The 22,553-nt window shown below is 67.6% G+C and carries 26 protein-coding genes; 11 read left to right on the top strand and 15 right to left on the bottom strand.

Features of this window, described 5'->3' with window-relative positions; genetic code table 11:
• The first annotated feature begins 382 nt into the window (after positions 1-382).
• From argA to ACMV5O_RS18335, 3 genes are read left to right on the top strand one after another with little or no spacing between them, the layout of a single operon-like run.
• The gene (gene argA / locus ACMV5O_RS18345) at positions 383-1,699 is read left to right on the top strand and encodes an amino-acid N-acetyltransferase (protein WP_416164833.1); all 1,317 of its coding nucleotides are present in this window, start codon (positions 383-385) and stop codon (positions 1,697-1,699) included.
• Positions 1,696-3,099, top strand: coding sequence for a diguanylate cyclase (locus ACMV5O_RS18340; RefSeq protein ID WP_416164831.1), 1,404 nt, complete (start codon positions 1,696-1,698; stop codon positions 3,097-3,099). The genes argA and ACMV5O_RS18340 overlap by 4 nt, the downstream gene beginning before the upstream one ends.
• 49 nt (positions 3,100-3,148) lie before the next feature.
• Complete coding sequence (locus tag ACMV5O_RS18335) at positions 3,149-3,421, top strand: oxidative damage protection protein (RefSeq protein WP_416164830.1); 273 nt, start codon at positions 3,149-3,151, stop codon at positions 3,419-3,421.
• 82 nt (positions 3,422-3,503) lie between these two features.
• Here ACMV5O_RS18335 and phoU read toward each other — a convergent pair whose 3' ends face one another.
• From phoU to ACMV5O_RS18315, 4 genes are all read right to left on the bottom strand, one after another.
• On the bottom strand, positions 3,504-4,199 hold the full coding sequence (gene phoU / locus ACMV5O_RS18330; protein ID WP_416164829.1) for a phosphate signaling complex protein PhoU: 696 nt from the start codon (positions 4,197-4,199) through the stop codon (positions 3,504-3,506).
• A gap of 80 nt (positions 4,200-4,279) precedes the next feature.
• Positions 4,280-4,948, bottom strand: a complete 669-nt coding sequence (gene rpiA / locus ACMV5O_RS18325; RefSeq protein ID WP_416164828.1) for a ribose-5-phosphate isomerase RpiA — start codon at positions 4,946-4,948, stop codon at positions 4,280-4,282.
• A 25-nt stretch (positions 4,949-4,973) separates the two neighbouring features.
• On the bottom strand, positions 4,974-6,227 hold the full coding sequence (glp, locus tag ACMV5O_RS18320) for a gephyrin-like molybdotransferase Glp (protein WP_416164827.1): 1,254 nt from the start codon (positions 6,225-6,227) through the stop codon (positions 4,974-4,976).
• Between the two features lie 157 nt (positions 6,228-6,384).
• On the bottom strand, positions 6,385-7,014 hold the full coding sequence (locus ACMV5O_RS18315) for a c-type cytochrome (RefSeq protein ID WP_416164826.1): 630 nt from the start codon (positions 7,012-7,014) through the stop codon (positions 6,385-6,387).
• Between the two features lie 121 nt (positions 7,015-7,135).
• Here ACMV5O_RS18315 and yihA point away from each other — a divergent pair, with 121 nt between their 5' ends.
• Positions 7,136-7,837: a ribosome biogenesis GTP-binding protein YihA/YsxC gene (yihA, locus tag ACMV5O_RS18310; protein ID WP_416164825.1), complete on the top strand. Its 702-nt coding sequence runs from the start codon at positions 7,136-7,138 to the stop codon at positions 7,835-7,837.
• A gap of 220 nt (positions 7,838-8,057) precedes the next feature.
• A complete protein-coding gene (hemB, locus tag ACMV5O_RS18305) occupies positions 8,058-9,074 on the top strand; it encodes a porphobilinogen synthase (protein ID WP_416164824.1) in 1,017 nt (338 codons plus the stop codon).
• 38 nt (positions 9,075-9,112) lie between these two features.
• Here hemB and ACMV5O_RS18300 read toward each other — a convergent pair whose 3' ends face one another.
• On the bottom strand, positions 9,113-9,760 hold the full coding sequence (locus ACMV5O_RS18300) for a pyrimidine 5'-nucleotidase (RefSeq protein WP_416164823.1): 648 nt from the start codon (positions 9,758-9,760) through the stop codon (positions 9,113-9,115).
• 28 nt (positions 9,761-9,788) lie between these two features.
• Positions 9,789-10,715, bottom strand: coding sequence for a methyltransferase domain-containing protein (locus tag ACMV5O_RS18295; protein ID WP_416164822.1), 927 nt, complete (start codon positions 10,713-10,715; stop codon positions 9,789-9,791).
• Positions 10,716-10,843: 128 nt separating this feature from the next.
• On the opposite strand from ACMV5O_RS18295, the gene ACMV5O_RS18290 reads away from it, so the two are divergent.
• Both ACMV5O_RS18290 and ACMV5O_RS18285 read left to right on the top strand, forming a co-directional pair.
• The gene (locus ACMV5O_RS18290; protein ID WP_416164821.1) at positions 10,844-11,563 is read left to right on the top strand and encodes a ComF family protein; all 720 of its coding nucleotides are present in this window, start codon (positions 10,844-10,846) and stop codon (positions 11,561-11,563) included.
• 90 nt (positions 11,564-11,653) lie between these two features.
• Positions 11,654-12,124 carry a tRNA (cytidine(34)-2'-O)-methyltransferase gene (locus tag ACMV5O_RS18285; RefSeq protein ID WP_416164820.1) on the top strand — a complete coding sequence of 157 codons (471 nt, stop codon included), beginning with the start codon at positions 11,654-11,656 and terminating at the stop codon, positions 12,122-12,124.
• Between the two features lie 34 nt (positions 12,125-12,158).
• Here ACMV5O_RS18285 and ACMV5O_RS18280 read toward each other — a convergent pair whose 3' ends face one another.
• The 6 genes from ACMV5O_RS18280 to ACMV5O_RS18255 all read right to left on the bottom strand — a co-directional run bounded on the left by ACMV5O_RS18280 (position 12,159) and on the right by ACMV5O_RS18255 (position 15,284).
• Complete coding sequence (locus ACMV5O_RS18280; RefSeq protein WP_416164819.1) at positions 12,159-13,151, bottom strand: NAD(P)H-dependent glycerol-3-phosphate dehydrogenase; 993 nt, start codon at positions 13,149-13,151, stop codon at positions 12,159-12,161.
• Positions 13,148-13,627, bottom strand: a complete 480-nt coding sequence (locus ACMV5O_RS18275; RefSeq protein ID WP_416164818.1) for an SH3 domain-containing protein — start codon at positions 13,625-13,627, stop codon at positions 13,148-13,150. Before ACMV5O_RS18275 ends, ACMV5O_RS18280 begins: the two co-directional genes overlap by 4 nt.
• 10 nt (positions 13,628-13,637) lie before the next feature.
• Positions 13,638-14,102, bottom strand: a complete 465-nt coding sequence (gene secB / locus ACMV5O_RS18270; RefSeq protein WP_416164817.1) for a protein-export chaperone SecB — start codon at positions 14,100-14,102, stop codon at positions 13,638-13,640.
• A 119-nt stretch (positions 14,103-14,221) separates the two neighbouring features.
• Positions 14,222-14,491 carry a glutaredoxin 3 gene (gene grxC / locus ACMV5O_RS18265; protein WP_324540740.1) on the bottom strand — a complete coding sequence of 90 codons (270 nt, stop codon included), beginning with the start codon at positions 14,489-14,491 and terminating at the stop codon, positions 14,222-14,224.
• Between the two features lie 2 nt (positions 14,492-14,493).
• Positions 14,494-14,910 (bottom strand): rhodanese-like domain-containing protein, encoded by a 417-nt coding sequence (locus ACMV5O_RS18260; RefSeq protein ID WP_416164816.1) that lies wholly within the window; start codon positions 14,908-14,910, stop codon positions 14,494-14,496.
• 44 nt (positions 14,911-14,954) lie between these two features.
• The gene (locus ACMV5O_RS18255; protein ID WP_324540737.1) at positions 14,955-15,284 is read right to left on the bottom strand and encodes a metalloregulator ArsR/SmtB family transcription factor; all 330 of its coding nucleotides are present in this window, start codon (positions 15,282-15,284) and stop codon (positions 14,955-14,957) included.
• 216 nt (positions 15,285-15,500) lie between these two features.
• Between ACMV5O_RS18255 and ACMV5O_RS18250 the strand changes: the two genes are divergently transcribed.
• The 4 genes from ACMV5O_RS18250 to ACMV5O_RS18235 are packed head-to-tail and all read left to right on the top strand — an operon-like array spanning position 15,501 to position 19,517.
• A complete protein-coding gene (locus ACMV5O_RS18250; protein ID WP_416164815.1) occupies positions 15,501-16,859 on the top strand; it encodes a murein hydrolase activator EnvC family protein in 1,359 nt (452 codons plus the stop codon).
• Positions 16,860-16,908: 49 nt separating this feature from the next.
• Positions 16,909-18,285, top strand: a complete 1,377-nt coding sequence (locus ACMV5O_RS18245; RefSeq protein WP_416164814.1) for a S41 family peptidase — start codon at positions 16,909-16,911, stop codon at positions 18,283-18,285.
• 23 nt (positions 18,286-18,308) lie between these two features.
• On the top strand, positions 18,309-18,758 hold the full coding sequence (locus tag ACMV5O_RS18240; protein WP_416164832.1) for a hypothetical protein: 450 nt from the start codon (positions 18,309-18,311) through the stop codon (positions 18,756-18,758).
• 9 nt (positions 18,759-18,767) lie between these two features.
• The gene (locus tag ACMV5O_RS18235; protein WP_416164813.1) at positions 18,768-19,517 is read left to right on the top strand and encodes a HesA/MoeB/ThiF family protein; all 750 of its coding nucleotides are present in this window, start codon (positions 18,768-18,770) and stop codon (positions 19,515-19,517) included.
• 21 nt (positions 19,518-19,538) lie between these two features.
• Here ACMV5O_RS18235 and ribD read toward each other — a convergent pair whose 3' ends face one another.
• The 3 genes from ribD to glyA are packed head-to-tail and all read right to left on the bottom strand — an operon-like array spanning position 19,539 to position 22,446.
• Positions 19,539-20,636 carry a bifunctional diaminohydroxyphosphoribosylaminopyrimidine deaminase/5-amino-6-(5-phosphoribosylamino)uracil reductase RibD gene (gene ribD / locus ACMV5O_RS18230; protein WP_416164812.1) on the bottom strand — a complete coding sequence of 366 codons (1,098 nt, stop codon included), beginning with the start codon at positions 20,634-20,636 and terminating at the stop codon, positions 19,539-19,541.
• Positions 20,617-21,135: a transcriptional regulator NrdR gene (gene nrdR, locus ACMV5O_RS18225; protein ID WP_416164811.1), complete on the bottom strand. Its 519-nt coding sequence runs from the start codon at positions 21,133-21,135 to the stop codon at positions 20,617-20,619. Before nrdR ends, ribD begins: the two co-directional genes overlap by 20 nt.
• A 60-nt stretch (positions 21,136-21,195) precedes the next feature.
• Entirely contained in the window at positions 21,196-22,446 is a 1,251-nt protein-coding gene (gene glyA, locus ACMV5O_RS18220) for a serine hydroxymethyltransferase (protein ID WP_416164810.1), read from the bottom strand.
• Positions 22,447-22,553: the final 107 nt, after the last annotated feature.

Genomic DNA, 22,553 nt, shown 5'->3' with positions numbered 1-22,553 from the left:
GGACTTCGCGCAGCTCTTCTCGAAGCTGGTGGCCGCCGCGCCGGCGCCGATCGGGCTCGGCGCGGGGCCGTACAAGGAAGGCTGAGTCGCCCCGATACGGGGCAGGGGAGGCGCGGCACTTCGGTTATCGCCGTCGCGCCCGCCAGCGTCACCGCTTCACGCAACCGACGCCAGCCACGCTGCCTTGCACGCGCGCTTTCATGCGGGTTTCGAGGTGCTGCCGCGCGCACTCTGGCGGAGGATCCGGGCTAGAATCGGCCATTGATTCCAGTTTGCCGGGCCGCCTTCAGTCGTGCCCGGCCCCAGCAGCGGTGAACGCGTGAGCGCCGACAAGAACAGTTCCAGCCCCGAGACCTCTCCTCCTGCTTCCACCGTGCCGCGAGTGGATGACACCACGGCGCAATTCGTCGCCTGGGTGCGCGGCGCCGCGCCCTACATCCATGCCTTTCGCGGGCGCACCTTCGTCGTCGGTTTCGGCGGCGAGGTGGCGGCCGGTACGCGGGCACAGAGCCTGGCCTATGACTGCAACCTGCTCGCGGCGCTGGGCATCCGCCTGGTGCTGGTGCACGGTGCACGGCCGCAGATCGACGCCGAACTGGCGCGCCGCGGCCTCGAGTCGCGCTTCCACCATGGCTTGCGCGTCACCGATGCGGACGCGCTGGAGTGCGTGAAGTCCGCCATGGCCGTGACGCGCTTCGAGGTCGAGGCGCTGCTCTCTCAGGGGCTGCCCAACACGCCGATGGCGGGCAGCTACATCCGCGTCACCGGTGGCAACTTCATCACCGCGCGGCCGGTGGGGGTGGTGGAGGGGATCGACTTCCAATACACCGGCGCGGTGCGCAAGATCATTGCCGAGGAGATCAACGCCGACCTCGACCAGCAGAACGTGGTCCTGATCACACCCTTGGGCGTGTCGCCGGCGGGCGAGATCTTCAACCTGGCGATGGAGGAGGTGGCCGAGGCCGTGGCCGTGGCGCTGAAGGCGGAGAAACTCATCTATCTGTGCGATGCGCCCGGCCTGCTCGACGAGCAAGGGCTGCTCGTCGAGTCGGTGACCGCGGACGAGGCGCAGCGCAAGCTCGATGCCGGCGAGGGACTGACCGAGGATCTGCACTTCTTCCTGCCGAGTGCGATCCGTGCCGTGCGCAAAGGCGTGGCGCGCTGCCACCTGATCGACCGCGACCTCGACGGTGGTCTGCTGCTGGAGTTCTTCACCCATGCCGGCGTCGGCACGGTGGTGTCGCGCGATCCGCTGTTCCGCCTGCGCGAGGCCTCGGTGGACGACGTCGCGGCGCTGGTGTCGCTCATCTCTCCGATGGAGGCCGATGGCACGCTGGTGCGGCGTGGGCGCGAGCTGCTCGAGCAGGAGATCGAGCGCTTCACCGTGGTCGAGCACGACGGCGTGCTGGTCGGCTGCGCGGCGCTGTATCCCTTCAGCGAGGACAACGCCGCCGAGCTCGCCTGCCTGGCGGTCATGCCCGAATACCGCCGCGCCGGTCTGGGCGACCAGTTGCTCCGGCGCATCGAGCGCCGCGCGCGGCTGCAGCGGATGGAGCGCTTGTTCGTGCTCACCACCCGCACTGCGCACTGGTTCCGAGAGCGCGGTTTCAGCGAGATTGGCCCCGAGGCGCTGCCGCGCCAGAAGCGCGAACTCTACAACCTGCAGCGGCGCTCCAAGGTCTTCGTCAAGACCCTATGAAGTGGGGGCGAAAGGTCTCTCATCCTGACGAGCTTGCCTTCCTGCGCGAGCTCATGGACGGCGTGCACGGTATCGAGGCGAGCTTCGACGCCGATCGACGCCTGTCGTGGATCAGTCCGTCCATCGAGCGCCTGACCGGCTACACGCCGGCCGAATGCCTTGCTGCGGCCGACGTCATCGCGCTGCTCGTGCATGAGTCCGATCGCGACTACTGTCGGCGCATGGCGGCACAGGTTCTGGACAATGGCCTGCCGCAGGATTTCGAACTGCGCCTTGTGGCGCGCGATGGACGTGTGCTGTGGGTGGCCATGCACTGGCGCCGGCGCCAGCCCCACAAGGGCAGCCGAGCCGGCCTGCGCCTGTCGGCCGAGGACATCCAGGCGCGCAAGGAGACCGAGTACACCCTGCTTGAGACCGTGGCCGAACTGCGTCGTGCCCAGGCCCTGCGTGAGCACTACCTGCTGCGCAGCAACGACGAGCGCCAGCGCCTGGCGGCCCTGCTCAACCTGATCCGCCTCGGTATCCTGTTTATCGACCAGGATCGGCGCGTGCTGTATCACAACCGCGCGATGCTCGAGATCTGGGGCTATGCGCCCGATAGCCAGCTGGTCGGCAGTCGCGAGGCCGTGCTGAAGGACCAGGCCGCGCGCGTGCTGGCCGACGCCGATGCCTACTTTGATCATATCGATGCCGTCGTGCGTGCCCGCGACGCGGTGAGCGAGGAGTACGAGTTCGCCTTTGCCGACGGCCGGATCGTCACCGATCGCTCGGCGGTGGTGCATGGCGGCGATCAAGGGCAGGGCATCGGCCGTTTGTGGATCTACGAGGACGTGACCGAGGCGCGACGGATCTCGCAGCGCCTGGTTGAGCTCGCCGAGCGCGACGAGCTGACCGGCTTGTACAACCGCCGCCGCTTCCACGAGGAGCTCGAGCGCATGCTGGCCGATGCGGCTCGCCGTGGTTCGGCCGTTGGCTTGCTGGCTTTCGATCTTGACGGCTTCAAGCCGATCAACGACGCCTTCGGTCACCAGGCCGGCGATGAGGTGCTGGTCGGTCTCGCGCAGGGCGTCGGTCGTATCGTGCGCCGCAACGAGATGCTGTTCCGTGTGGGCGGCGACGAATTCGCACTACTTGTGCCAGACGCGGAAGCCGAGGGTTTGCTCGAACTTGCGCACCGCCTCGTGGAGGGCGTCGCGGCGCTGCGCTTTTGCTTCGAGGAGCAGGAGGTGGGCGTCACGGCCAGCGTGGGGATCGCCCGCTTTCCGGACAACGCGCTCGGTGGTGAGGCGCTGGTGGCCGCGGCCGACGAGGCCTTGTACCGCTCCAAGGGGGATGGGCGCAACCGCGCGACCGTATCGGCGCGGCCGCCACAGGGCGGCGCGACAGGACGAATCGGCTAGAATGCCCGGTTACAGCTCCGATGAACCAGATAGCAGAGAGGATTGAAACATGGCCCGGATGGTTAACTGCGTGAAACTCGGCCGCGAGGCCGAAGGTCTGGACCTGCCGCCCGTGCCGGGCGCGCTCGGCAAGCGCATCTTCGACAACGTGTCGAAGGAGGCCTGGCAGCAGTGGGTCAAGTACCAGACCATGCTGATCAACGAGAACCGGCTCAACCTGATGGACGCGCGCGCGCGCAAATACCTGGCCGAGCAGATGGAGAAGCACTTCTTCGAGGGCGGCGCCGATCAGGTGGCCGGCTACGTGCCGCCGCAGTCCTGAGCGCCCGGTCGCAGCAGGCACGAAAAAGGGGATGTCCTGCGACATCCCCTTTTCAATGGGTACGCGGCCTGGAGCAGGGCGTTCAGCTCTGCGAGCCGAGGCTCGCCTGGGCTTTCTCGAAGCGGACGTCTTCGCCGCTCACCATGAAGACCACATGTTCGGCGATGTTCATCGCGTGATCTCCGACGCGCTCGATCGACTTGGCGATGAAGAGCATTTCCAGGCTGTTCGTGATGGTCCGCGGGTCTTCCATCATGTAGGTGATGAGCTGGCGCATGATGCCCTTGAAGCCTGCGTCGACCTCGGCATCCTTGCGCTTGATCTCGTCCGAGCGACTGCCGTCGGCGCGGGCGAAGCCGTCGAGCGCGGCGCGCAGCATCTCGAGCGCGGTCCCGGCCGACTGGCTGAGGCCGACGCGCGGCGCAAACGGGATCTCCGACGAGTGCAGGCGGCGGCCGGCCTTGGCGATCTTCTTGGCCTCGTCGCCGATGCGCTCGAGATCGGCGATCGTCTTGATCACCGTCAGCACCATGCGCAGGTCGCGGGCAGCCGGCTGGCGCTTGGCGATGATGTGGCTGCAGTCGTCATCAAGCTTGATCTGTGCCATGTTGACCGACTTGTCGCCTTCGACCACCGCGTCGAGCAAGACCATGTCGCCGTTGCGTAGGCCCTCGAGCGCCTTCGCGACCTGAGCCTCGACGAGCCCGCCCATCTGCAGGACGCCGCGACGGATCTCTTCCAGTTCGACGTCGAACTGCTTGAAAGTGTGTTCAGTCATTTTTGCCATGGTCCGATGCAGGAAGCAGGCAGGCTAACAGGCGATTGTTAAGCTTTTGTTGCATCCCGGTGCGGCGGCGCTCAGACCGGCTTTGCCGTATGGCGCTCGACGCCGGCAGCCGTGGCCAGCAGCAGCACGTCGGCGCCGCGCTCGGCGAACAGGCCGTTGGTGACCACGCCGACGATCTGGTTGATGCGGGTCTCCATGCCCACCGGGTCGGCGATCTCCAGGCCGTGCACGTCGAGGATCAGATTGCCGTTGTCGGTGATGAAGCCTTCGCGCGTCTTCGGTTCGCCGCCCAGCCGGCGCAGCTCGCGCGCCACGTGGCGCGCCGCCATCGGGATCACCTCGACCGGCAGAGGGAAGCGCCCCAGCACCGGAACGCGCTTGCTGGCATCGCAGATGCACACGAAGCGTTCGGACACCGCGGCGACGATCTTCTCGCGCGTCAAGGCCCCACCACCGCCCTTGATCATCGCGAAGCTGGCGTCGATCTCGTCGGCGCCGTCGACATACACGGGCAGCGATGCGATGCCGTTGAGGTCGAAGACCTCGATGCCGTGCGCGCGCAGGCGGGCGGAACTGGCCTCCGAGCTGGAGACGGCGCCGCGGATGCGCGCGCGCATGCCGGCGAGGGCGTTGATGAAGTGATTCACCGTCGAGCCCGTGCCGACGCCGACGATGTCGCCGTCCGTGATGTAGTCGAGCGCGGCATGCGCTGCAGCCTGCTTGAGTTCGTCCTGGGTCATGGCGGTAGGCAATGTAGGTGGCTGCTCACAACAGGCCGTGGAAGGGTTGGACGTAGACGGTGTCGCCGGGCTGGACCTGGGTGCAGTCCTCGGCCAGTACGACGAAGCAGTCCGCCTCGGCCATCGAGCGCAGCACGCCCGAGCCCTGGGCGCCGGCGAGGGCGACCGAGAGCGCGCTGCCCTGGCGCTGCAGGCGGCCGCGCAGGTATTCGACGCGGCCGGACTGCTTGCGCAGGGAAAAGCGCGCGCTGGCCGCAAAATGCGCGGCCGGGGGCAGCGGCGACACGCCCATCAGCGTGAGCAGGGCGTCCTGCACGAACTGGTAGAAGGTGACCATGACCGCGACCGGATTCCCCGGAAGGCCGAACAGCACGGCCTTGCCGATGCGGCCGAAGGCCATCGGCCGGCCCGGCTTGATCGCCAGCTTCCAGAACGCCACCTCGCCCATGCGCGCCATCATGTCGCGGATGAAGTCGGCTTCGCCGACCGACACGCCGCCACTGGTGATGATCACGTCAGCCGCCTCAGAAGCCTCACGGAAGGCCGCCTCGAGCGCCTCGGGACGGTCCGGCACGACCCCCATGTCGAGCAGTTCGCAGCCCAGGCGTGCCAGCGCGCCGTAAAGGGTGTAGCGGTTGCTGTCATAGACCTCGCCCGGACCGAGCGGGCGTCCGATCGAGGCGATCTCGTCACCGGTGGAGAAGAAGGCCACGCGCAACGGCCGGCGAACGCTGACTTCGGCAATGCCGAGCGAGGCGATCAGACCCAGCTCGGCGGGCCCGCAGCGCGTGCCGGCCGCCAGGGCAACGCTGCCTTCGGCCAGGTCCTCGCCGGCGTGGCGCAGGTTCTGGCCCTTCTTCTGGCCGGGCGGCACGAACACGCACTCGCCTTCGCGGCGGGTGACTTCCTGCACCACGATGGTGTCCGCACCCGCGGGGATCGAGGCCCCGGTCATGATGCGCACCGCCTGTCCAGCGCCGACGATGCCCGAGAACGGCCGGCCTGCAAATGCGGTACCGACCACCGCCACTGCGGTCTCGGTGTCCGCGGCGAGGTCGGTGGCGCGCACCGCGTAGCCGTCCATCGCCGAGTTGTCGTGCGCGGGGACGTTGTAGGGCGCGATGACGTCGGCGCTGAGCACGCGACCGAGCGCGGCACGCACCGCCACCCGCTCCCAGCCGCTGACGGGCGACAGGCCATCGAGGATGGCCGCGCGGGCCTCGGCGACAGCGAGGAAGTTGCGGCCCGGGTCGGTGGTGGCGGACGCAGGCTGGGTCATTGTCGATCTCCGCGGGAGGACGGGCCGGTCAGGACGCGCCGCAGGCGTGGGGGGCAATCACGGGCAGTGCATCGCCGACGGGCGCGGGCAGCGCTTCACCGGACCGACGTGAGCGAGTGGCGCTTGCCACCCCGGCGTGACATGCCGTCGTGCGCGCTCAGCGCAGGCCGGCAGCGTAGTCCGAGACCGCCTTGATCTCCGGATCGGTCATCTTGATGGCGATCATGCGCATCATGCTGTTCGGGTCGTTGTGGCGGACGCCGTCACGGAAGGACTTCATCTGCGCCTCGGTGTATTCGGCGAACTGGCCCGACAGGCGGGGATACTGAGCCGGCATGCCGGCGCCGGCAGGACCGTGGCAGGCAGCACAGGCGGGCACGCCCTTGGACGCGATGCCGGCGCGCCAGATGTGGCGGCCGAGTTCGATTGTGTCGATGTTCTTCGCCGGCTCGGGCTGCAGTTCGAACGATGCGTAGTACTTGGCCAGCGCGCGCATGTCGCTTTCTTCAAGGCCGGCGACCATCGCCGTCATGACCGCGTTCTCGCGCACGGGCGCGTTGCCGTTCCAGCCCTTGAATTCACGCAGTTGCTTGAAGAGGTAGTCTTCATGCTGTCCAGCGATCTTCGGGTTGGCCGAAAGCTGGCTGTTGCCATCGGCACCGTGACAGGCGGCGCATATCGTCTCGGCGGTCTGTTTCGCCTTGGCGAGGTCCGGAGCCTGGTCCTGAGCCTGGAGGCCGCCGGCGACCAGCAACAACGACGAGAGCAGCAGGGAACGCTTGATCATGATGTCCTCGGAAAGCCGTGAGTGATTGTTTCAAACGCGGTATTCTATAACACGAAACCTCCCTTGCGCGATGCGGAGTGGGGTTTATCCCGCAGCCAGTCGGCTTTTCAGCCTTTTTTTCATGCCTCTTTTCCGCAACGCACAATTCGAGATTTCGATCGCCAAGCCCGCGGGCCTGCCGCCCCCCTCCGGCCCCGAGATCGCCTTTGCGGGCCGCTCGAATGCGGGCAAGTCGAGCGCGATCAACACCCTCGCCGGGCATGTGCGGCTCGCCTATGTATCGAAGACACCGGGGCGCACCCAGCTCATCAACTTCTTCCGGCTCAACAGCGGCGCCTTGCTGGTCGATCTGCCCGGCTACGGCTACGCGGCGGTGCCGGAAAAGATTCGGCGCCAGTGGCAGGGCCTGATCGAGACCTACCTGAAGAAGCGCGAAAGTCTGATTGGCCTGGTACTGATCATGGACTCGCGCCATCCGCTCACCCCGCTCGATCGACAGATGATCAACTGGTATGCGCACTCGGGGCGTCCGATTCACGTGCTGCTGACCAAATCCGACAAGCTGTCGCGCGGTGCGGCCGCGGCCACGCTGCAGGACGTGCGCAGCCAGTTGCGGCCGCTCGGTCCGCAGGTCACGGTGCAATTGTTCTCCAGCCTCAAGAAGACGGGCGTCGAGGAGGCCGAGCGGGTGATTGCTGCCTGGCTCAGTGGCGAGCTCCCAGCGGCTGAGCTGGCGGCCTCTTCGGACTTGCCGACAGCGGCTGGCGCAGCGCTGGCAGGGTCGAGCGCAGCGAAAACAAAAGCCCCCGACCAGGGGACTTAGTCGGGGGCCAAAATGCCTCACCGGGCGTGAGGCACCCGCTCAGGGAGGTGAAGCGGGAGATGGCCGGCAAGCGGCCGGACGCCATCTGCCTGTTATGAGGCTTTGAGCCGCCAGGAAGTTCCGCTGTGTTCTCGTTACCGGCTGTGTCGACGCCGTTGAGCCTGCGCCCGTATCCCCGTTCTGATCGATAATCCGATATTCGACTTTGCGAGAGTAGAAGATGCGACCCACTGGAACCTTTCCCCTTACCCGCATGCGCCGCATGCGTCGCGACGAGTTTTCGCGTCGCCTGATGCGTGAACAGGTGCTCACCACCAACGACCTGATCTATCCGGTGTTCATCCTCGATGGCAATGGCCGTAGCGAGGCCGTGCCGTCGATGCCCGGTGTCGAGCGCGTGAGCATCGACAGATTGTTGCCCGTCGCCGAGCAGGCGCTCGGGCTCGGCGTGCCGGCGCTGGCGCTGTTCCCCGTCATTGACGCGGCGGGCAAGACCGAGGGGGCGGAAGAGGCCTGGAACCCGGACGGCCTGGTGCCGCGAACCGTCCAGGCGCTCAAGGCGCGCTTTCCGGAACTGGGCGTGATCACCGACGTCGCGCTCGACCCCTATACCAGCCACGGCCAGGACGGCCTCATCGATGCCGCCGATCCGCGTGGCTACGTGATGAACGACGAAACCCTCGAGGCGCTGGCCAAGCAGGCGCTTTGCCACGCGCAGGCGGGGGCGGACGTGGTGGCCCCTTCGGACATGATGGATGGCCGCGTCGGGCGCATCCGCGCCGAACTCGACGCCGCGGGCCACATCCATACCCGCATCCTGGCCTACTCGGCGAAGTATGCATCGAGCTTCTACGGCCCCTTCCGCGACGCCGTCGGCTCGGCCGGCAATCTCGGCAAGGGCAACAAGTACACCTACCAGATGGATCCGGCCAACAGCGACGAGGCCCTGCGCGAGGTCGCGCTCGACATCGCCGAGGGGGCGGACATGTTCATGGTCAAGCCTGGCATGCCCTACCTCGACATCGTACGCAGGGTGAAGCACGAGCTCGAGGTGCCGACCTACGTGTACCAGGTCAGTGGCGAGTACGCGATGCTCAAGGCCGCGGCAGCCAATGGCTGGATCGACGAGAAGGCGTGCGCGCTCGAGGCCTTGCTCGCCTTCAAGCGTGCGGGCGCGGATGGCATCCTGACCTACTACGCGCTCGACGCCGCGCGCTGGATGAAGGCAGTCGCCTGAGGGCGGTAGCGGCGGGGAGGGCGTGGCTCGGTTGCCGCTCAGCCGAGCAGGCGGCCCAGACTGCGGCGCAGGTCGAGAATCGAGGCCAGCTTGAGATCGACATAGGCCGGCGTGCGCAGGCCGCCGCCGACCAGTACCGTGCGCATGCCCAGGCGCTTGGCGGTGCGCAGATTCGCCGCCGAATCCTCCAGCATGATGCAGCGCGCCGGATTGAGGCGGCGCGACGACAGCAGTCTGCGGTAGGCGCGGATGCCGGGCTTGGGGTGGTAGTCCAGATCCTCGATACCGATGACGTCCTCGAACAGGTCGTGCACGCCCATGATGTCGAGCGCGGCCAGCGCGTACTGGCGCGGCGCGTTCGAGAACACGAAGCGGCGTCCCGGCAGCTTGCGCAGCATCCCGCGCAGGGCGCGATCGAACACCATCATCTCGTGCAGGCGCTCGAAGCGGTGCGTTTCGCTCAGGAAGTGTCGCGGGTCGGTACCGTGATGGCGCATCAGGCCGAGCAGGGTGGCGCCGTAGCGGTGCCAGTACTGCATGCGCAGCGCATTGGCCTCCTCGCGCGACAGCGACAGGTGGCACTCGAGGTAGGCGGTCATGCTGCGGTTGATATGCGGAAAGATGTGCGGACTGGCGTTGTGCAGCGTGTTGTCGAGGTCGAAGAGCCAGACGGGGGGCAGGGTCATGGGGGTGAGCGCTGTGGGCGTGGGGTGATCAACGCGCCGGCGGGCGGGGCTGGAAACGCACGATGCTGCGACCATCTTCGGTGGTCTTGGGGGCGGCCTTCCAGGCGTGACCCTGGATGATCTCGAAGGTCGCGGGCAGGCGCCCGCTCTGGCGCAGTGCCTCGTAGGCGGCGCGTGCCGCCGCCCAGCCACGGCGTCCCGACAGACCCCGCGGCCGGCCGCGGGCCGCATTGCTGGCACCCGTGGCGCGCAGGTCGTGCAGCAGGCCATCGAGCTCGGTATAGGTCAGGGTGAGCATTTCCATGTCCATCACCGGGTCGCTGAAGCCGGCCTTGATCAGCGCGTCGCCGAGGTCGTGCATGTCGATGAAGCGGTGCACGCGCTCGCCAGCGCTCTGCGGCAGCGCCGCGCGCAGCTCACGCAGCGAGTCCGGACCGAGCGTGGAGAACATCAGCAGCCCGCCTACTTCGAGCGTGCGATGGATCTCCTGGAGAACAGGGAGCGGGTCATCTTCGGCCGGCAGCATCAGGTTGGACCACACCAGGCCGAGGCTGGCGCGGGCGAAGGGCAAGCTGCGGGCGTCGGCGACGACGTGCGGTGGCGTGGCGGCGGGCTTGCCGAGCAGGCGCTTGAGCAGGCCGGCACGTGCGGCCGGCGGTGCGATCCGCGCAGCAGCACGTGCGACCATCGCGGGCGCGTAGTCGGCGGCCAGCACGGTGGCGTCGGGAAAACGTGCGCCGAGCCGCGGCAGGTCGGCGCCCGTGCCGCAGCCGAGATCGAGGATGCGGCGGGGCGCGAGGCGGATGTAGTCCAGCCGCTCGTCCATGCGCCGGGCTACCTCGCGCGCCAGCACATCGGCGTCGTCGCAGGTCGCGGCCGCGCGTTCGAAGCGGCGGCGCAGCAGCTTGCGGTCAAGGGCAAAATCAGGGGCGTTGTCGGTGGCGGGCCCGTTCATCGCCGACGGGCCCGCCGGGTGGTTGGCGTCGTCGGCCTGTCGCGGTCGCTCGGAGCTGAAACCATTGTCATTGTGTGCGTTCCGGGCTGTAATTGCGAGGCCCGCATGTTCTTTCATCGGCCGAAATCTTGTCAAACCCGACCCCCGCTCTGCTTGCGCTGTGGCAACGTGTTGCCGACTTCGTCGCGCCGCAGCGCTGCTTTGCCTGCGGTTCGAGTTCGGGCGGCGATGCCCTGTGTACGCCGTGCAGGCAGGCCTTGCCACGGCGTCCATCCACCGCCTGTCCGCGCTGTGCCTTGCCCGGTCTCGGCGGCGGGCTGTGCGCCGCCTGCGTGCGCAGGCCGCCGGCCTACGATGCGACGCGGGCACTGTACGATTTTGCCTTTCCGGTCGATGCCATGGTGCATGCCCTGAAGTACCGTCACCAGCTCGCACTGGTGGCCTACTTTGCCGCCGAGCTGCGCGAACTCGGGCGCGACTTCGGCGCCGATGCGGAGCTGCTGCTGCCGATGCCACTGCATCCGCGACGTCTGGCCGAGCGCGGCTTCAACCAGGCCGTCGAGTTGGCGCGGCCCCTGGCGCGCAGTCGGGCGCTGCCGCTGGCGCTCGCGCTGGTGAGCAAGGTGCGCGACATTCCCGCCCAGGCTGGTCTCGGTCGCGAAGAACGCCAGCGCAACCCCCGCGGCGCCTTCGTCTGCGACCAGGACCTGCACGGCCAGCGGGTGATCGTTGTCGACGACGTCATGACGACCGGGGCGACGCTCGACGAGCTCGCACGCTGCCTGAAAGGCCGCGGTGCGGTGTGGGTGGGTAATCTGGTCGTGGCTCGTACCCCTGCCCCTTACTGAGTGGCGAGCGCTGGTTTACAGTGACGGCCCGCTCGGCGCCCGCCACCTTGCGCGCAGCTCCGTCCGCTCCCTCCTGCCGACCCGACGCCGATGTTCGAAATCGTCCTCTACCAACCCGAGATCCCGCCCAACACCGGCAACATCATCCGGCTGGCCGCCAATACCGGTTCGCGCCTGCATCTGGTGGCCCCGCTTGGTTTTGACCTCTCCGACAAGCAGCTTGCGCGGGCCGGGCTCGATTATCACGACCTCACCTGCGTCAGCGTGCATGCGGACTGGGCACAGTGCGCGGCTGCCCTGAGCGGGCGCCGCATGTTTGCGCTCAGCACCCGCGGTAGCCGACGTCATGACCTGATCGAGTATCGCGAGGGGGATGCCTTGCTGTTCGGTCCGGAGAGTCGCGGCCTGCCTGATGCGCTGCTGCAGACGTTCGCGCCCGAGTGCCGCATCCGCATTCCGATGCGCCCGACCAATCGCAGTGTCAACCTGTCGAATGCGGTGGCGGTGGTGGTGTATGAGGCCTGGCGCCAGCACGGCTTCGCTGGCGCAGTGGCACAGTAGGTCGAGCGCGCGCCTGGCGCGACCCGCGATGCGCTTATTCTTCGCGCGGGTCGCGGGCGAGCAGGCGCTCGACCGCGCTGCGGGCGTTGAGGCCGTGGTGGAGCAGGGCGTCGATCGCCTCGCAGATCGGCATCTCGACACCGTGGCGATGGGCCAGGCGCACGACTTCGCGCGCCGTCGACACCCCTTCGGCGACGTGGCCGAGTTCGCGCAGGATGTCGTCCAGGGTCTTCCCTTCGGCCAGCGCCAGGCCAACGCGCCGATTGCGCGACAGGTCGCCGGTGCACGTGAGGATGAGGTCGCCCATGCCGGCGAGCCCCATCAAGGTTTCGCTGCGGCCGCCGAGCGCCTGGGCGAGGCGGGCGATTTCGGCCAGGCCGCGAGTGATCAGGGCGGCGCGAGCATTGAGGCCGAAGCCCATGCCGTCGGCGACGCCGGCGGCAATCGCGATCACGTTCTTGACCGCGCCGCCGATCTCGCATCCGATCAGGTCGGTGTTGGCGTAGATGCGCAGGCGCGGCTGGTGTAGCACGCCGACCCAGTGCCTGGCGAAGGCCGCATCGCGTGCTGCCAGCGTCACCGCGGCGGGCAGGCCGCGCGCGACCTCAGCGGCGAAGCTCGGCCCGGTGAGTACGCCGCAGGCGGCCGCATCGCCGCGCTCCTCGGCGATGATCTCGTGGGGCAGGCGGCCGCTGCCGGCCTCGAAGCCCTTGCACGCCCAGAGCAGCGGTGTGCCGGGCTGCAGCCGTTGAAGGCGGCGGACGGTGTCGCGCAGGCCAGACAGCGGGGTGACGACGAGGTGGAGGTCGGCGTTGCGTGCCACGGTGTCGAAATCGGGCTCGACGATGAGCGCGTCATGCAGCGCGACGCCGGGAAGGTAGCGATGGTTCTCGCGCGTGCGGGCGAGCTCGCTCAGGTGCAGCCGGTCGCGGCCCCACAGGCTCACCCGATGACTCGCGCTGAAGGCCTGTGCGAGCGCCGTGCCCCACGCGCCGGCGCCGAAGACCGCAATGCGGGAGCCGCTCACAGGCCCCAGACCTCGTTGACGCGCACGTAGCCTTCAAGCCCGCCGCGGTGGCGGACCCGGGCCCAGCCGGGCGCAGCGGGTTCAATCAGGTCGAGGACGACGTTGCGCACCGCCTCGAAGCTGGGGGCGGCATCTTCGCGCGCCTCGCGCCGGATCGTCGCCCGGTCGACGGACACCATGACGGTACGGCGCGGTACCAGCGTGCGCTCCTCGACCCAGTTCAAGGTGCCGCCCGGCTCGCGTACGCGGACCCAGCCATCCTGGATGACGATGACCTCGAGCGGGGTGCCGGCGCGCAATGCGAACAGCTGGCGGCCCTGCGGCGAGGGCGCATCGCGCACGACGACCCCTTCGCCGGCAGAGCGGAACTGAATGCCCTGCGCAGTAGCCAGGCCGGAGGCCGCACTCAGGAAGAGGAAGGCGAGGCCCTGCAGCCCTGCCGGCCAGCCTGTGGGGCTGCGACGCTCGCGGCTCATGGTCAGGGCCTCACTGGATCGGGATTTCGCCGGCGGGGCTTTGGGCTCCCTGCTGACGCTGGGACTGGTAGAGCGCCTCGAAGTTGACCGGCGACAGCAGGACCGGCTGGAAGCCCGCGCGCGTCACTGCATCCGATACCGCTTCGCGGGCGTAAGGGAAGAGGATGTTCGGGCAGCCGATCATCATCACCGGCTCGAGATCGGACTCGGGAACGTTGCGGATCTGGAAGATGCCGCACTGGGCGACTTCAACCAGGAACAGGCTGCGGTCCTCGCCGATCTTGGCGTTGACCGTGACGGTCAGGGTCACCTCATACACGCCGTCGTCGACGGCCTGGCCGGAGGTGCGCAGCTGCACGTTGATCTGCGGGTTCTCGCGCTCGAGGAAGATCTTGGGCGCGCCCGGCACCTCCAGCGACAGGTCCTTGACGTAGAGCTTTTCGATCGAGAAGACGGGTTGGGTATTTTCCGACATGAATGAGGGTCCGCTGAGGGTTCGGTGGGAGGTTGAGGCGGCTGCCCCGGGCAGGGCAGTCGCGCGGTGGTCTATCGGCTGCGGGCGCCAGGCCCATGTTCGGCTGCGCTGCGCGGCACTCAGGCCGGCTCTCCGCGCAGCAGGCCGTCAAGCCGGCCGGCGCGGTCGAGCTCGAACAGGTCGTCGCAGCCACCGACATGGTAGTCGCCAATGAAGATCTGTGGAACCGTCCGCCGTCCGCTTGCCTTCATCATTTCTTCGCGGCGCGCCGGTTCGAGATCGACACGGATCTTGTCCAGCGCGCTCACGCCCTTGTGCTGCAGCAACTGCTCGGCGCGGATGCAGTAGGGGCAGGTGGCGGTGGCGTACATGCGCACGACGGGCTGCATGCTCACTTCCTCTTGCGGCTGACTGGCTGCCCGGCCTTCTGCCATTCCATCATGCCGCCGCGCAGGTTGAAGAGCTTCTCGAAGCCTGCCTGCTTGAGCTGCTTGATCGCCGTGCCCGAGCGTGCGCCGGTGGCGCAACACAGGATCACCGGGTGAGTCTTCCACTTCTCCAGCTCCTTGCTGCGGCGTTCGAGTTCGCCCAGCGGGATGTGGCGGGCATTGGGGATGTGGCCCTGGGCGTATTCGCCCTGCTCGCGCACATCGATGATGACCGCGTCCTCGCGGTTGACCAGCAGTGTCGCCTCGACCGGCGAAAGCTGGCTCTTGTCGCCATGGTTGCGGATGAGGTCGGCCATCAGCCAGGCACCCGAGACGGCGGCCAGCGCGGCCCAGTACCAGTTTTGTTGCAGGAATTCCACGAAAGGTCAGACTCCGGTTGGGGTGAGTGGGTCGGCTGTGGGGCTCAATGCCCGTCCGGCTCGACGCCGCAGAAGACTTCGCGCATGAGCACGATGAGCTGCAGCGTACGCTGGTCGCCGACACGGTAATAGACGCGATTGGCGTCCTTGCGCGTCTGCAGCACGCCCTTGTCGCGCAGGATCGCGAGGTGCTGGGAGATGTTGCTCTGCGAGGTCCCGACGGCCTCGACGATGTCCTGCACGCACTCCTCGCCGTCACCGAGCACGCACAGGATCTTGAGACGCAGCGGATGAGCGATCGCCTTCAGCGCGCGCGCCGCGGTCTCGATGTGCTCATGCTTGTCGATGAGGGCGAATATGTCGTCTTTGGTCACGATGGGCCAGCTCGGGCAAAGCGATAGTATAAAATATTGCGTTGCCCTGATGCAGGGAAGACGCGCTGCGCGCGCAACCATCAATGCCGCAGAACGGGAAGTGCCGTCCATGTTCACATCCGCCTCATTCCACGCCGGCGCGCTCCCTCACTGCGCAAGCGGTCCTGCGCTTGCCGGCAGCCGCGGGCTTGCGGCCTTGAGCCGGGAGTGTGCTCGGTGTCGCATGTGATGGCTGGGTGGTGGTCGCTGGTCGTGCTCGCGGGGCTGGCGGGGTGGCTGGGTGGTGGTCTGCCCGGGAATGCTCATGCCCAGGTCAGCGGCGAGATTGTCGAGCGGCGCTCTGACCTCGATGACCTCAAGAAGCGCATCCGTGACCTGCAGCAGGAAATGGCGCGCACCGAGGCCAGCCGCTCCGGTGCGGCCAACGCGCTGGCAGAGGCCGAGCGTGGCGTGTCGCGCGTGCGGCGCGAGCTTGCCCGCCTCGAATCAGAGCGCAAGGACACCGAAAAGCAGCTGAACCTGCTCGAGGCCGAGCAGCGTGCAACGGAGGCGCGCGTCGCGTCTCGCCGCGATGAGCTCGGTGAATGGCTGCGGCGTCATTACATGCATGGCGCGGCCGACGGCGTGGCGCCGCTGCTGTCGGCTCAGAATCCGAACCAGCTCGCGCGCGACGCACGCTATCTGGAACACCTCGGGCGTGCCCGCCTTGCCCTCATCGAGGGGCTGCGCGCCGACCTGCGCGAGACCGCCGCGCGTGCCGCGCAGATCCAGGCGCGCCGCGATGGCCTGGTTGCGCTCGAGTCCGAGCAGCGCAGTCGCCGCGCCGAGCTCGAGTCGGTGCAGGCGCGGCGCAAGCAGGCGCTGGCCGAGATCTCGCGCCAGTTGCAGACGCAGAAGAAGGAGGTCAGCAGCCTGCAGCAGGACGAGCAACGCCTGGCCAAGGTCATCGATACCTTGGTCAGGCGTGCGCGCGAGGCCGCTGCACGCGAGGCGGCCCGCCGCCTGGCAGAGCAGCGCGCGGCCGCACGCCGCGCCGCCGAGGAGCGCGCGGCGGCCGATCGCACCGAGCGCGCGCGCAGCCAGCCGCCCGCGCCCCCTGCGGCCGCCGCTGCGCGGCGGGCCGAGCCAGTGGTGGGTGAGGTGCGCGCCACTGCGGGCCCCACGCCGACCGGCGTACGTTTTGCCCAGTTGCGTGGCCAGTTGCGGCTTCCGGTGCGCGGCGAACTCGTTGGCCGCTTCGGTGCTCCAAGAGCAGACGGCGGCACGACCTGGAAGGGTGTCTTCATCCGTACCGGGGTCGGGGCTGACGTGCGTGCCGTGGCCGAGGGCGAGGTGGTGTTTTCGGACTGGCTGCGGGGCTATGGAAACCTGCTCATCATTGATCACGGCAGCGACTACCTTTCGATCTATGGCAACAACGATGCCTTGCTGAAAGAGGTCGGCGACCGGGTCGCGGGCGGGGATGCCGTGGCCAGCGTGGGCAGCAGCGGGGTGGGCGGGGATTCGGGTTTATACTTCGAGATCCGTCACCAAGGGCAGGCTCTGGACCCGATGCAGTGGGTGCGACTCAACTAGTTCTGACGGTAGGGCTGGCGGCAAGCGTCGGCGAACCAATGGAGTTTTCATGCGCAGCAAGCTGAAGCAGTTTGGCCTGGTGATGACCGGCATGGTGGCCGGGGTCATGATCAGCCTCAATTTCTCCGCCAACGCCGATCGCAGCACCCAGGTGCCGCTGCCGGTGGATGAATTGCGCGCCTATGCCGACGTCTTCAACGCGATCAAGCAGGGCTATGTCGAGCCGGTCGAGGACAAGAAGCTCATTACCGACTCGATCAGTGGGATGCTGTCGGGCCTGGATCCGCACTCGGCCTATCTCGATGCGGAGGCCTTCAAGGATCTGCAGGTGGGTACGCAGGGCGAGTTCGGTGGCCTCGGCATCGAGGTCGGCATGGAGGATGGCTTCGTCAAGGTCATCTCGCCGATCGAAGACACGCCGGCCTTTCGCGCCGGCGTGATGGCCGGCGACCTGATCGTCAAGCTCGACGATACGCCGGTCAAGGGCATGAGCCTGAACGATGCGGTCAAGCGCATGCGCGGCAAGCCGCGCACCGACATCACGCTGACCATCATGCGCAAGGGTGAGTCGCGTCCGATCGTGCTCACCCTCACGCGCGAGGTCATCAAGGTGCAGAGCGTGCGCTCGAAGGTGATCGAGCCTGGCTTCGGCTATCTGCGCGTGGCCCAGTTTCAGGAGAACACCGCGGCTGCGGTGGTCGATCACCTGAACAGGCTCGCCGCCGAGGGCGAGATGCAGGGGCTGGTGCTCGATCTGCGCAACGATCCGGGTGGGTTGCTGCACGGGGCGGTCGGAGTGTCTGCGGCCTTCCTGCCGGCCAACACGCTGGTGGTGTCGACCGACGGCCGCACCGAGGACGCCAAGCGCGAATACCGCGCGATTCCGGCCGACTACCTGCGCGGGACGCGCAACGACTTCCTGCGTGGCCTGCCGGCCGTGGCCAAGGATGTGCCGATGGTGGTGCTGGTCAATGCCGGCTCGGCGTCGGCCTCGGAGATCGTCGCTGGCGCCCTGCAGGACCACAAGCGGGCGACCGTGATGGGGACCCAGACCTTCGGCAAGGGCTCGGTTCAGACCATCCTGCCGCTCAACAACAACACCGCGATCAAGCTCACCACCGCGCGCTACTACACGCCGAACGGGCGTTCGATCCAGGCCAAGGGCATCGAGCCCGACATCGTGGTCGAGGAAACCGCCAATGGCTCGAGCCGGCGCATGCGCGAAGCCGACCTGCAGGGGCACCTGGGCAACGACAAGGATCCCGAGGCCGAGGCGCGACAGAAGGCCGAGGGCGCACGCGCACCGGCCGACGGAGCGGACGAAGCCGAGCCGGTGCGCTTCGAGCTCGCGGGCGAGAACGATTTCCAGCTCCAGCAGGCCATCCGCCTTCTCAAGGGTGAGCAGATCGTCCAAAATGAAAAATAATCCATGAGCTCGGGAGGGGCATGATGCGCAGGGAGACCGCCTACAAGCTGGCCGGCCGGCATCATGACCGTCCCGTGCCCGGGGCTGATATTCACAAGCAGCGCGAGATCCGCTTCAAGCCGCTGCCGCCGGGGCAGGTCGAGCGCGCCTGGCTTGCCCTGCGCATGCTCAAGGGGCTTCACATCGAGCGTACGGATGAGCCCTTGAGCATCGTCGTGCGCTACTCGGTGCTCGACTATTCGCTCGAAACACTCGAAGACGCGCTGCGTGATGCCGGCTTTGCGCTCGAGAACTCGCTCTACTTCAAGCTGGTGCGCGCAATCATCTATTTCAGCGAAGAAACCCAGCGCCACAACCTGTTGTCCCCGGAGCGCCTGATCAAGCAGTCGCACGAGGTCTACATCCAGGCCTGGGATCACCATGAGCACGGCGATCACGACGACACACCGCCCGAGCTGCGCGAGTACAAGTGAGCCTCAGCAATGGATGACGAACAGCTGCTGCGCTACAGCCGCCATATCTTGTTGCCCGAGATTGGCGTCGAGGGGCAGCAGGCGCTGCTCGATGCGCGGGTGCTGATCGTCGGCGCTGGTGGCCTGGGCTCGCCGGCGGCGCTGTACGTCGCGGCCGCGGGGGTGGGGACGATCGCGATCGCCGACGACGACACGGTCGACCTGACCAACCTGCAACGCCAGATCATGCATACGGCGGAGATGGTCGGTGCGCCCAAGGTCGAGTCGGCACGCTTGGCGCTGGGCCGGCTCAACCCGCTCACTCGTGTCGAGGGCCTGCAGCAGCGCCTGGAAGGCGCGGCGCTGGAGGAGCAGGTGTCACGCGCCGACGTGGTGCTCGACTGCTGCGACAACTTTGCCACCCGCCATGCGGTGAACCGGGCCTGCGTGAAGTACCGCAAGCCGCTCGTTTCCGGTGCCGCAATCCGCTTCGATGGCCAGGTCTCGGTGTTCGATCTGCGCAAGCCGGGCAGCGCCTGCTATCACTGCCTGTTCCCCGAGGGCGAGGACCTGGAGGAGGTGCGCTGTGCAGTGATGGGCGTGTTCGCGCCCATCGTCGGCATGATCGGCACGACTCAGGCCGCCGAGGCCTTGAAGCTGATCATCGGCTGCGGCACCTCGCTCGATGGCCGCCTGCTGCTGCTCGATGGGCTCGGCATGGAGTGGCGCAGCATCAGCCTGGGCAAGGATCCAGGCTGCGCGGTGTGCGCTGCGGCCTGATCACCGGCGGCGGCTCAGGCTTCAGGCCGCAGCGAGCGGCCTGGCGATCAGGCGCAGGTCCTCGCCGAGCATGCGCAGGTCGTGAATCTTCAAGCGGGTGGCGCCCTGCAGGCTGGCCAGTTCGGGCAGATTGAACAGCCCCTGGGCCAGGTCGCCCGCCAGCATCGGTGCCAGGTAGAGCAGCAGTTCGTCCACGCAGCCTTCGCGCAGCAGCGAGCCGTTGAGCTTGAGCCCCGCCTCGGCATGCACCTCGTTGATGTCGCGGCGACCGAGTTCCTGCAGCAGGGCGGGTAGGTCCACCTTTCCCGCCTGGTTCGCCGTCACCACGAACTGATGGCCGCGATCGAGCAGCGGCGCCATGCGTGCAGCGTCCTCGACCGCGGTGGCGATCAGCACCGGCGCGCCCTGCAGGATGCGAGCCTGGGGCGAGACGTCGAGCCGGGCGTCGATCAGGATGCGCAGCGGCTGGCGTTCGCAGGGGACGTCGCGCACCGTCAGTTGCGGGTCGTCCTCACGCACGGTGCCGATGCCGGTGAGGACGGCACAGGCACGTGCGCGCCAGCGATGGCCGTCGCGGCGCGCGGCAGCGCCGGTAATCCATTGGCTGACGCCGTTGTTGAGTGCGGTCTTGCCGTCCAGCGTAGCGGCCGCCTTGAGGCGCAGCCAGGGCCGTCCGCGCGCCATGCGCGACACGAAACCGATGTTCAGCTCGCGCGCCTCGGCCTCGAGCAGGCCGTGCTCGGTGACGATGCCGGCGGCGCGCAGGCGCGCCATGCCGCGGCCGGCCACGAGCGGATTGGGATCTTCCATGGCGGCAACGACGCGGGCGATGCCGGCCTCGATGAGGGCGTCCGCGCAGGGCGGCGTGCGACCGAAGTGGGAGCAGGGTTCGAGGCTCACATAGGCGGTGGCGCCCTGCGCCCGCGCTCCCGCCATGCGCAGGGCGTGGATCTCGGCATGGGCCTCGCCGGCGCGCCGGTGCCAGCCCTCGCCGACGATCTCGCCGTCCTTGATCAGCACACAGCCCACACGCGGATTGGGCGGGGTGGTGTCGAGCCCGCGCGCGGCAAGCGCGAGCGCCCGCGCCATGGCCGCGTGGTCAGTTGCCGAAAAGGTCATCTTCGCCGGTCGGCGGCGCCGCGCTCGGGTTGCTGCGGCTGCGCCGCGGGCGGCTCTGCACTTCGCGGATCACTTCGGAGAATTCGTCCACATCGGCAAAGTTGCGATACACCGAGGCAAAGCGGATGTAGGCGACCTTGTCGAGCTTCTTGAGCTCCTTCATGACCAGCTCGCCGATCTTCTCACTCGGCACCTCCTGCTCGCCCATCGACAGCAGGCGCGCCTCGATGCGGTCCACCGCAGCGTCGATGTCCTCGATCGTCACCGGGCGCTTGCGCAGCGCGAGCTTCATGCTGCCGGCGAGCTTGGCGTGGTCGAATTCGGTGCGATTGCCGTTGCGCTTGACGATGTGCGGCATCTTCAGGTCGATGCGTTCATACGTCGTGAAGCGCTTGTCGCATTTCACGCAGCGACGGCGACGCCTGACGACGTCGCCGTCCTCGTTCTCGCGCGTATCGGTGACCTGGGTGTTGGGGTCAGCGCAGAAGGGACATTTCATGGCCGGAAGGCGTTGGCGGGCGGGGCAGGCTTCGTCTCGATGCCCAGCCCGCCGCGCGGCTTACTTGCCGTAGACCGGGAACTTCGCGCACAGCTCGGCGACCTGGCCGCGCACGCGCTCGATCACCGCCACATCTTCCGGTGCATCGAGCACGTCGGCGATCAGGTGGGCGATCTTCTCGGCCTCGATCTCGGTGAAGCCGCGGGTGGTCATCGCCGGCGAGCCGATGCGGATGCCCGAAGTGGTGAAGGGCTTCTCGGGGTCGTTCGGGATCGAGTTCTTGTTCACCGTGATGTGGGCGCTGCCCAGCACCGCCTCTGCGGCCTTGCCGGTGATCTTCTTGTTGCGCAGGTCGACCAGGAAGACGTGGCTCTCGGTGCGCCCGGAGACGATGCGCAGGCCGCGCTCTTCCGACAGCACACGCGCCATCACGCGCGCGTTGGCGATCACCTGCTCCTGATAGTTGCGGAACTCGGGCGTGGCCGCTTCCTTGAAGGCGACCGCCTTGGCGGCGATGACGTGCATCAGCGGGCCGCCCTGCAGGCCGGGGAAGATGGCCGAGTTCAGCGCCTTCTCGTGTTCGGCCTTCATCAGGATGATGCCGCCGCGCGGGCCGCGCAGGGTCTTGTGGGTGGTCGAGGTGACGACGTCGGCGTGCGGTACCGGGTTGGGGTAGAACCCCGCGGCGATGAGGCCGGCATAGTGCGCCATGTCGACCCAGAAGATGGCGCCGATTTCCTTGGCGATCTTCGCGAAGCGCTCGAAGTCGATGCGCAGCGCGTAGGCCGAGGCGCCGGCGATGATGATCTTCGGCTTGTGCTCGCGCGCCAGGCGCTCCATGGCCTCGTAGTCGATCTCTTCCTTGGCGTTGAGACCATAGGCGACGACATTGAACCACTTGCCCGACATGTTCAGCGGCATGCCGTGGGTGAGGTGGCCGCCCTCGGCCAGGCTCATGCCCATGATGGTGTCGCCCGGCTTGGCGAAGGCCATCAGCACCGCCTGGTTGGCCTGCGAGCCCGAGTTCGCCTGCACGTTGGCGGCTTCCGCACCGAACAGCGCCTTGAGACGGTCGATCGCTAGTTGTTCCGCCACATCGACGTGCTCGCAACCACCGTAGTAGCGCTTGCCGGGATAGCCCTCGGCGTACTTGTTGGTGAGCTGCGAGCCTTGGGCCTCCATGACTGCATGGGAGACGTAGTTTTCGGAAGCGATGAGCTCGATATGGTCTTCCTGGCGGCGGTTTTCTGCCTGCACGGCGGCCCAGAGTTCAGGATCGACCTTGGCGAGGGTGTCTTGCGCGGAGAACATGGTGCGGACTCTGAAAGGTTGATTTCGAGCGCGGAGTTTATCACGGCGGCGGTGCACAAAAAAAAGCGCGCATCCCTCGAGATGCGCGCTCCGTATCGGGGCTGGAC

Origin of the sequence: Thauera sp. WH-1 (assembly GCF_047806685.1) — a bacterium.
In the GTDB taxonomy this organism is placed as follows: Bacteria; Pseudomonadota; Gammaproteobacteria; order Burkholderiales; family Rhodocyclaceae; genus Thauera.
This window is presented reverse-complemented; position numbering and strand designations above follow the sequence as displayed.

Bases quoted from the DNA above. Each gene is read 5' to 3' on its own strand.
- ACMV5O_RS18340 (WP_416164831.1), top strand. From the start codon at position 1,696: ATGAAGTGGGGGCGAAAGGTCTCTCATCCTGACGAGCTTGCCTTCCTG.
- yihA (WP_416164825.1), top strand. From the start codon at position 7,136: ATGCCTCTTTTCCGCAACGCACAATTCGAGATTTCGATCGCCAAGCCC.
- ACMV5O_RS18335 (WP_416164830.1), top strand. From the start codon at position 3,149: ATGGCCCGGATGGTTAACTGCGTGAAACTCGGCCGCGAGGCCGAAGGT.
- ACMV5O_RS18300 (WP_416164823.1), bottom strand. From the start codon at position 9,760: ATGACCCTGCCCCCCGTCTGGCTCTTCGACCTCGACAACACGCTGCAC.
- rpiA (WP_416164828.1), bottom strand. From the start codon at position 4,948: ATGACCCAGGACGAACTCAAGCAGGCTGCAGCGCATGCCGCGCTCGAC.
- glp (WP_416164827.1), bottom strand. From the start codon at position 6,227: ATGACCCAGCCTGCGTCCGCCACCACCGACCCGGGCCGCAACTTCCTC.
- ribD (WP_416164812.1), bottom strand. From the start codon at position 20,636: ATGACCTTTTCGGCAACTGACCACGCGGCCATGGCGCGGGCGCTCGCG.
- ACMV5O_RS18285 (WP_416164820.1), top strand. From the start codon at position 11,654: ATGTTCGAAATCGTCCTCTACCAACCCGAGATCCCGCCCAACACCGGC.
- glyA (WP_416164810.1), bottom strand. From the start codon at position 22,446: ATGTTCTCCGCGCAAGACACCCTCGCCAAGGTCGATCCTGAACTCTGG.
- ACMV5O_RS18275 (WP_416164818.1), bottom strand. From the start codon at position 13,627: ATGAGCCGCGAGCGTCGCAGCCCCACAGGCTGGCCGGCAGGGCTGCAG.
- ACMV5O_RS18235 (WP_416164813.1), top strand. From the start codon at position 18,768: ATGGATGACGAACAGCTGCTGCGCTACAGCCGCCATATCTTGTTGCCC.
- ACMV5O_RS18295 (WP_416164822.1), bottom strand. From the start codon at position 10,715: ATGAACGGGCCCGCCACCGACAACGCCCCTGATTTTGCCCTTGACCGC.
- ACMV5O_RS18315 (WP_416164826.1), bottom strand. From the start codon at position 7,014: ATGATCAAGCGTTCCCTGCTGCTCTCGTCGTTGTTGCTGGTCGCCGGC.
- ACMV5O_RS18240 (WP_416164832.1), top strand. From the start codon at position 18,309: ATGCGCAGGGAGACCGCCTACAAGCTGGCCGGCCGGCATCATGACCGT.
- ACMV5O_RS18245 (WP_416164814.1), top strand. From the start codon at position 16,909: ATGCGCAGCAAGCTGAAGCAGTTTGGCCTGGTGATGACCGGCATGGTG.
- nrdR (WP_416164811.1), bottom strand. From the start codon at position 21,135: ATGAAATGTCCCTTCTGCGCTGACCCCAACACCCAGGTCACCGATACG.
- hemB (WP_416164824.1), top strand. From the start codon at position 8,058: ATGCGACCCACTGGAACCTTTCCCCTTACCCGCATGCGCCGCATGCGT.
- grxC (WP_324540740.1), bottom strand. From the start codon at position 14,491: ATGCAGCCCGTCGTGCGCATGTACGCCACCGCCACCTGCCCCTACTGC.
- secB (WP_416164817.1), bottom strand. From the start codon at position 14,102: ATGTCGGAAAATACCCAACCCGTCTTCTCGATCGAAAAGCTCTACGTC.
- phoU (WP_416164829.1), bottom strand. From the start codon at position 4,199: ATGACTGAACACACTTTCAAGCAGTTCGACGTCGAACTGGAAGAGATC.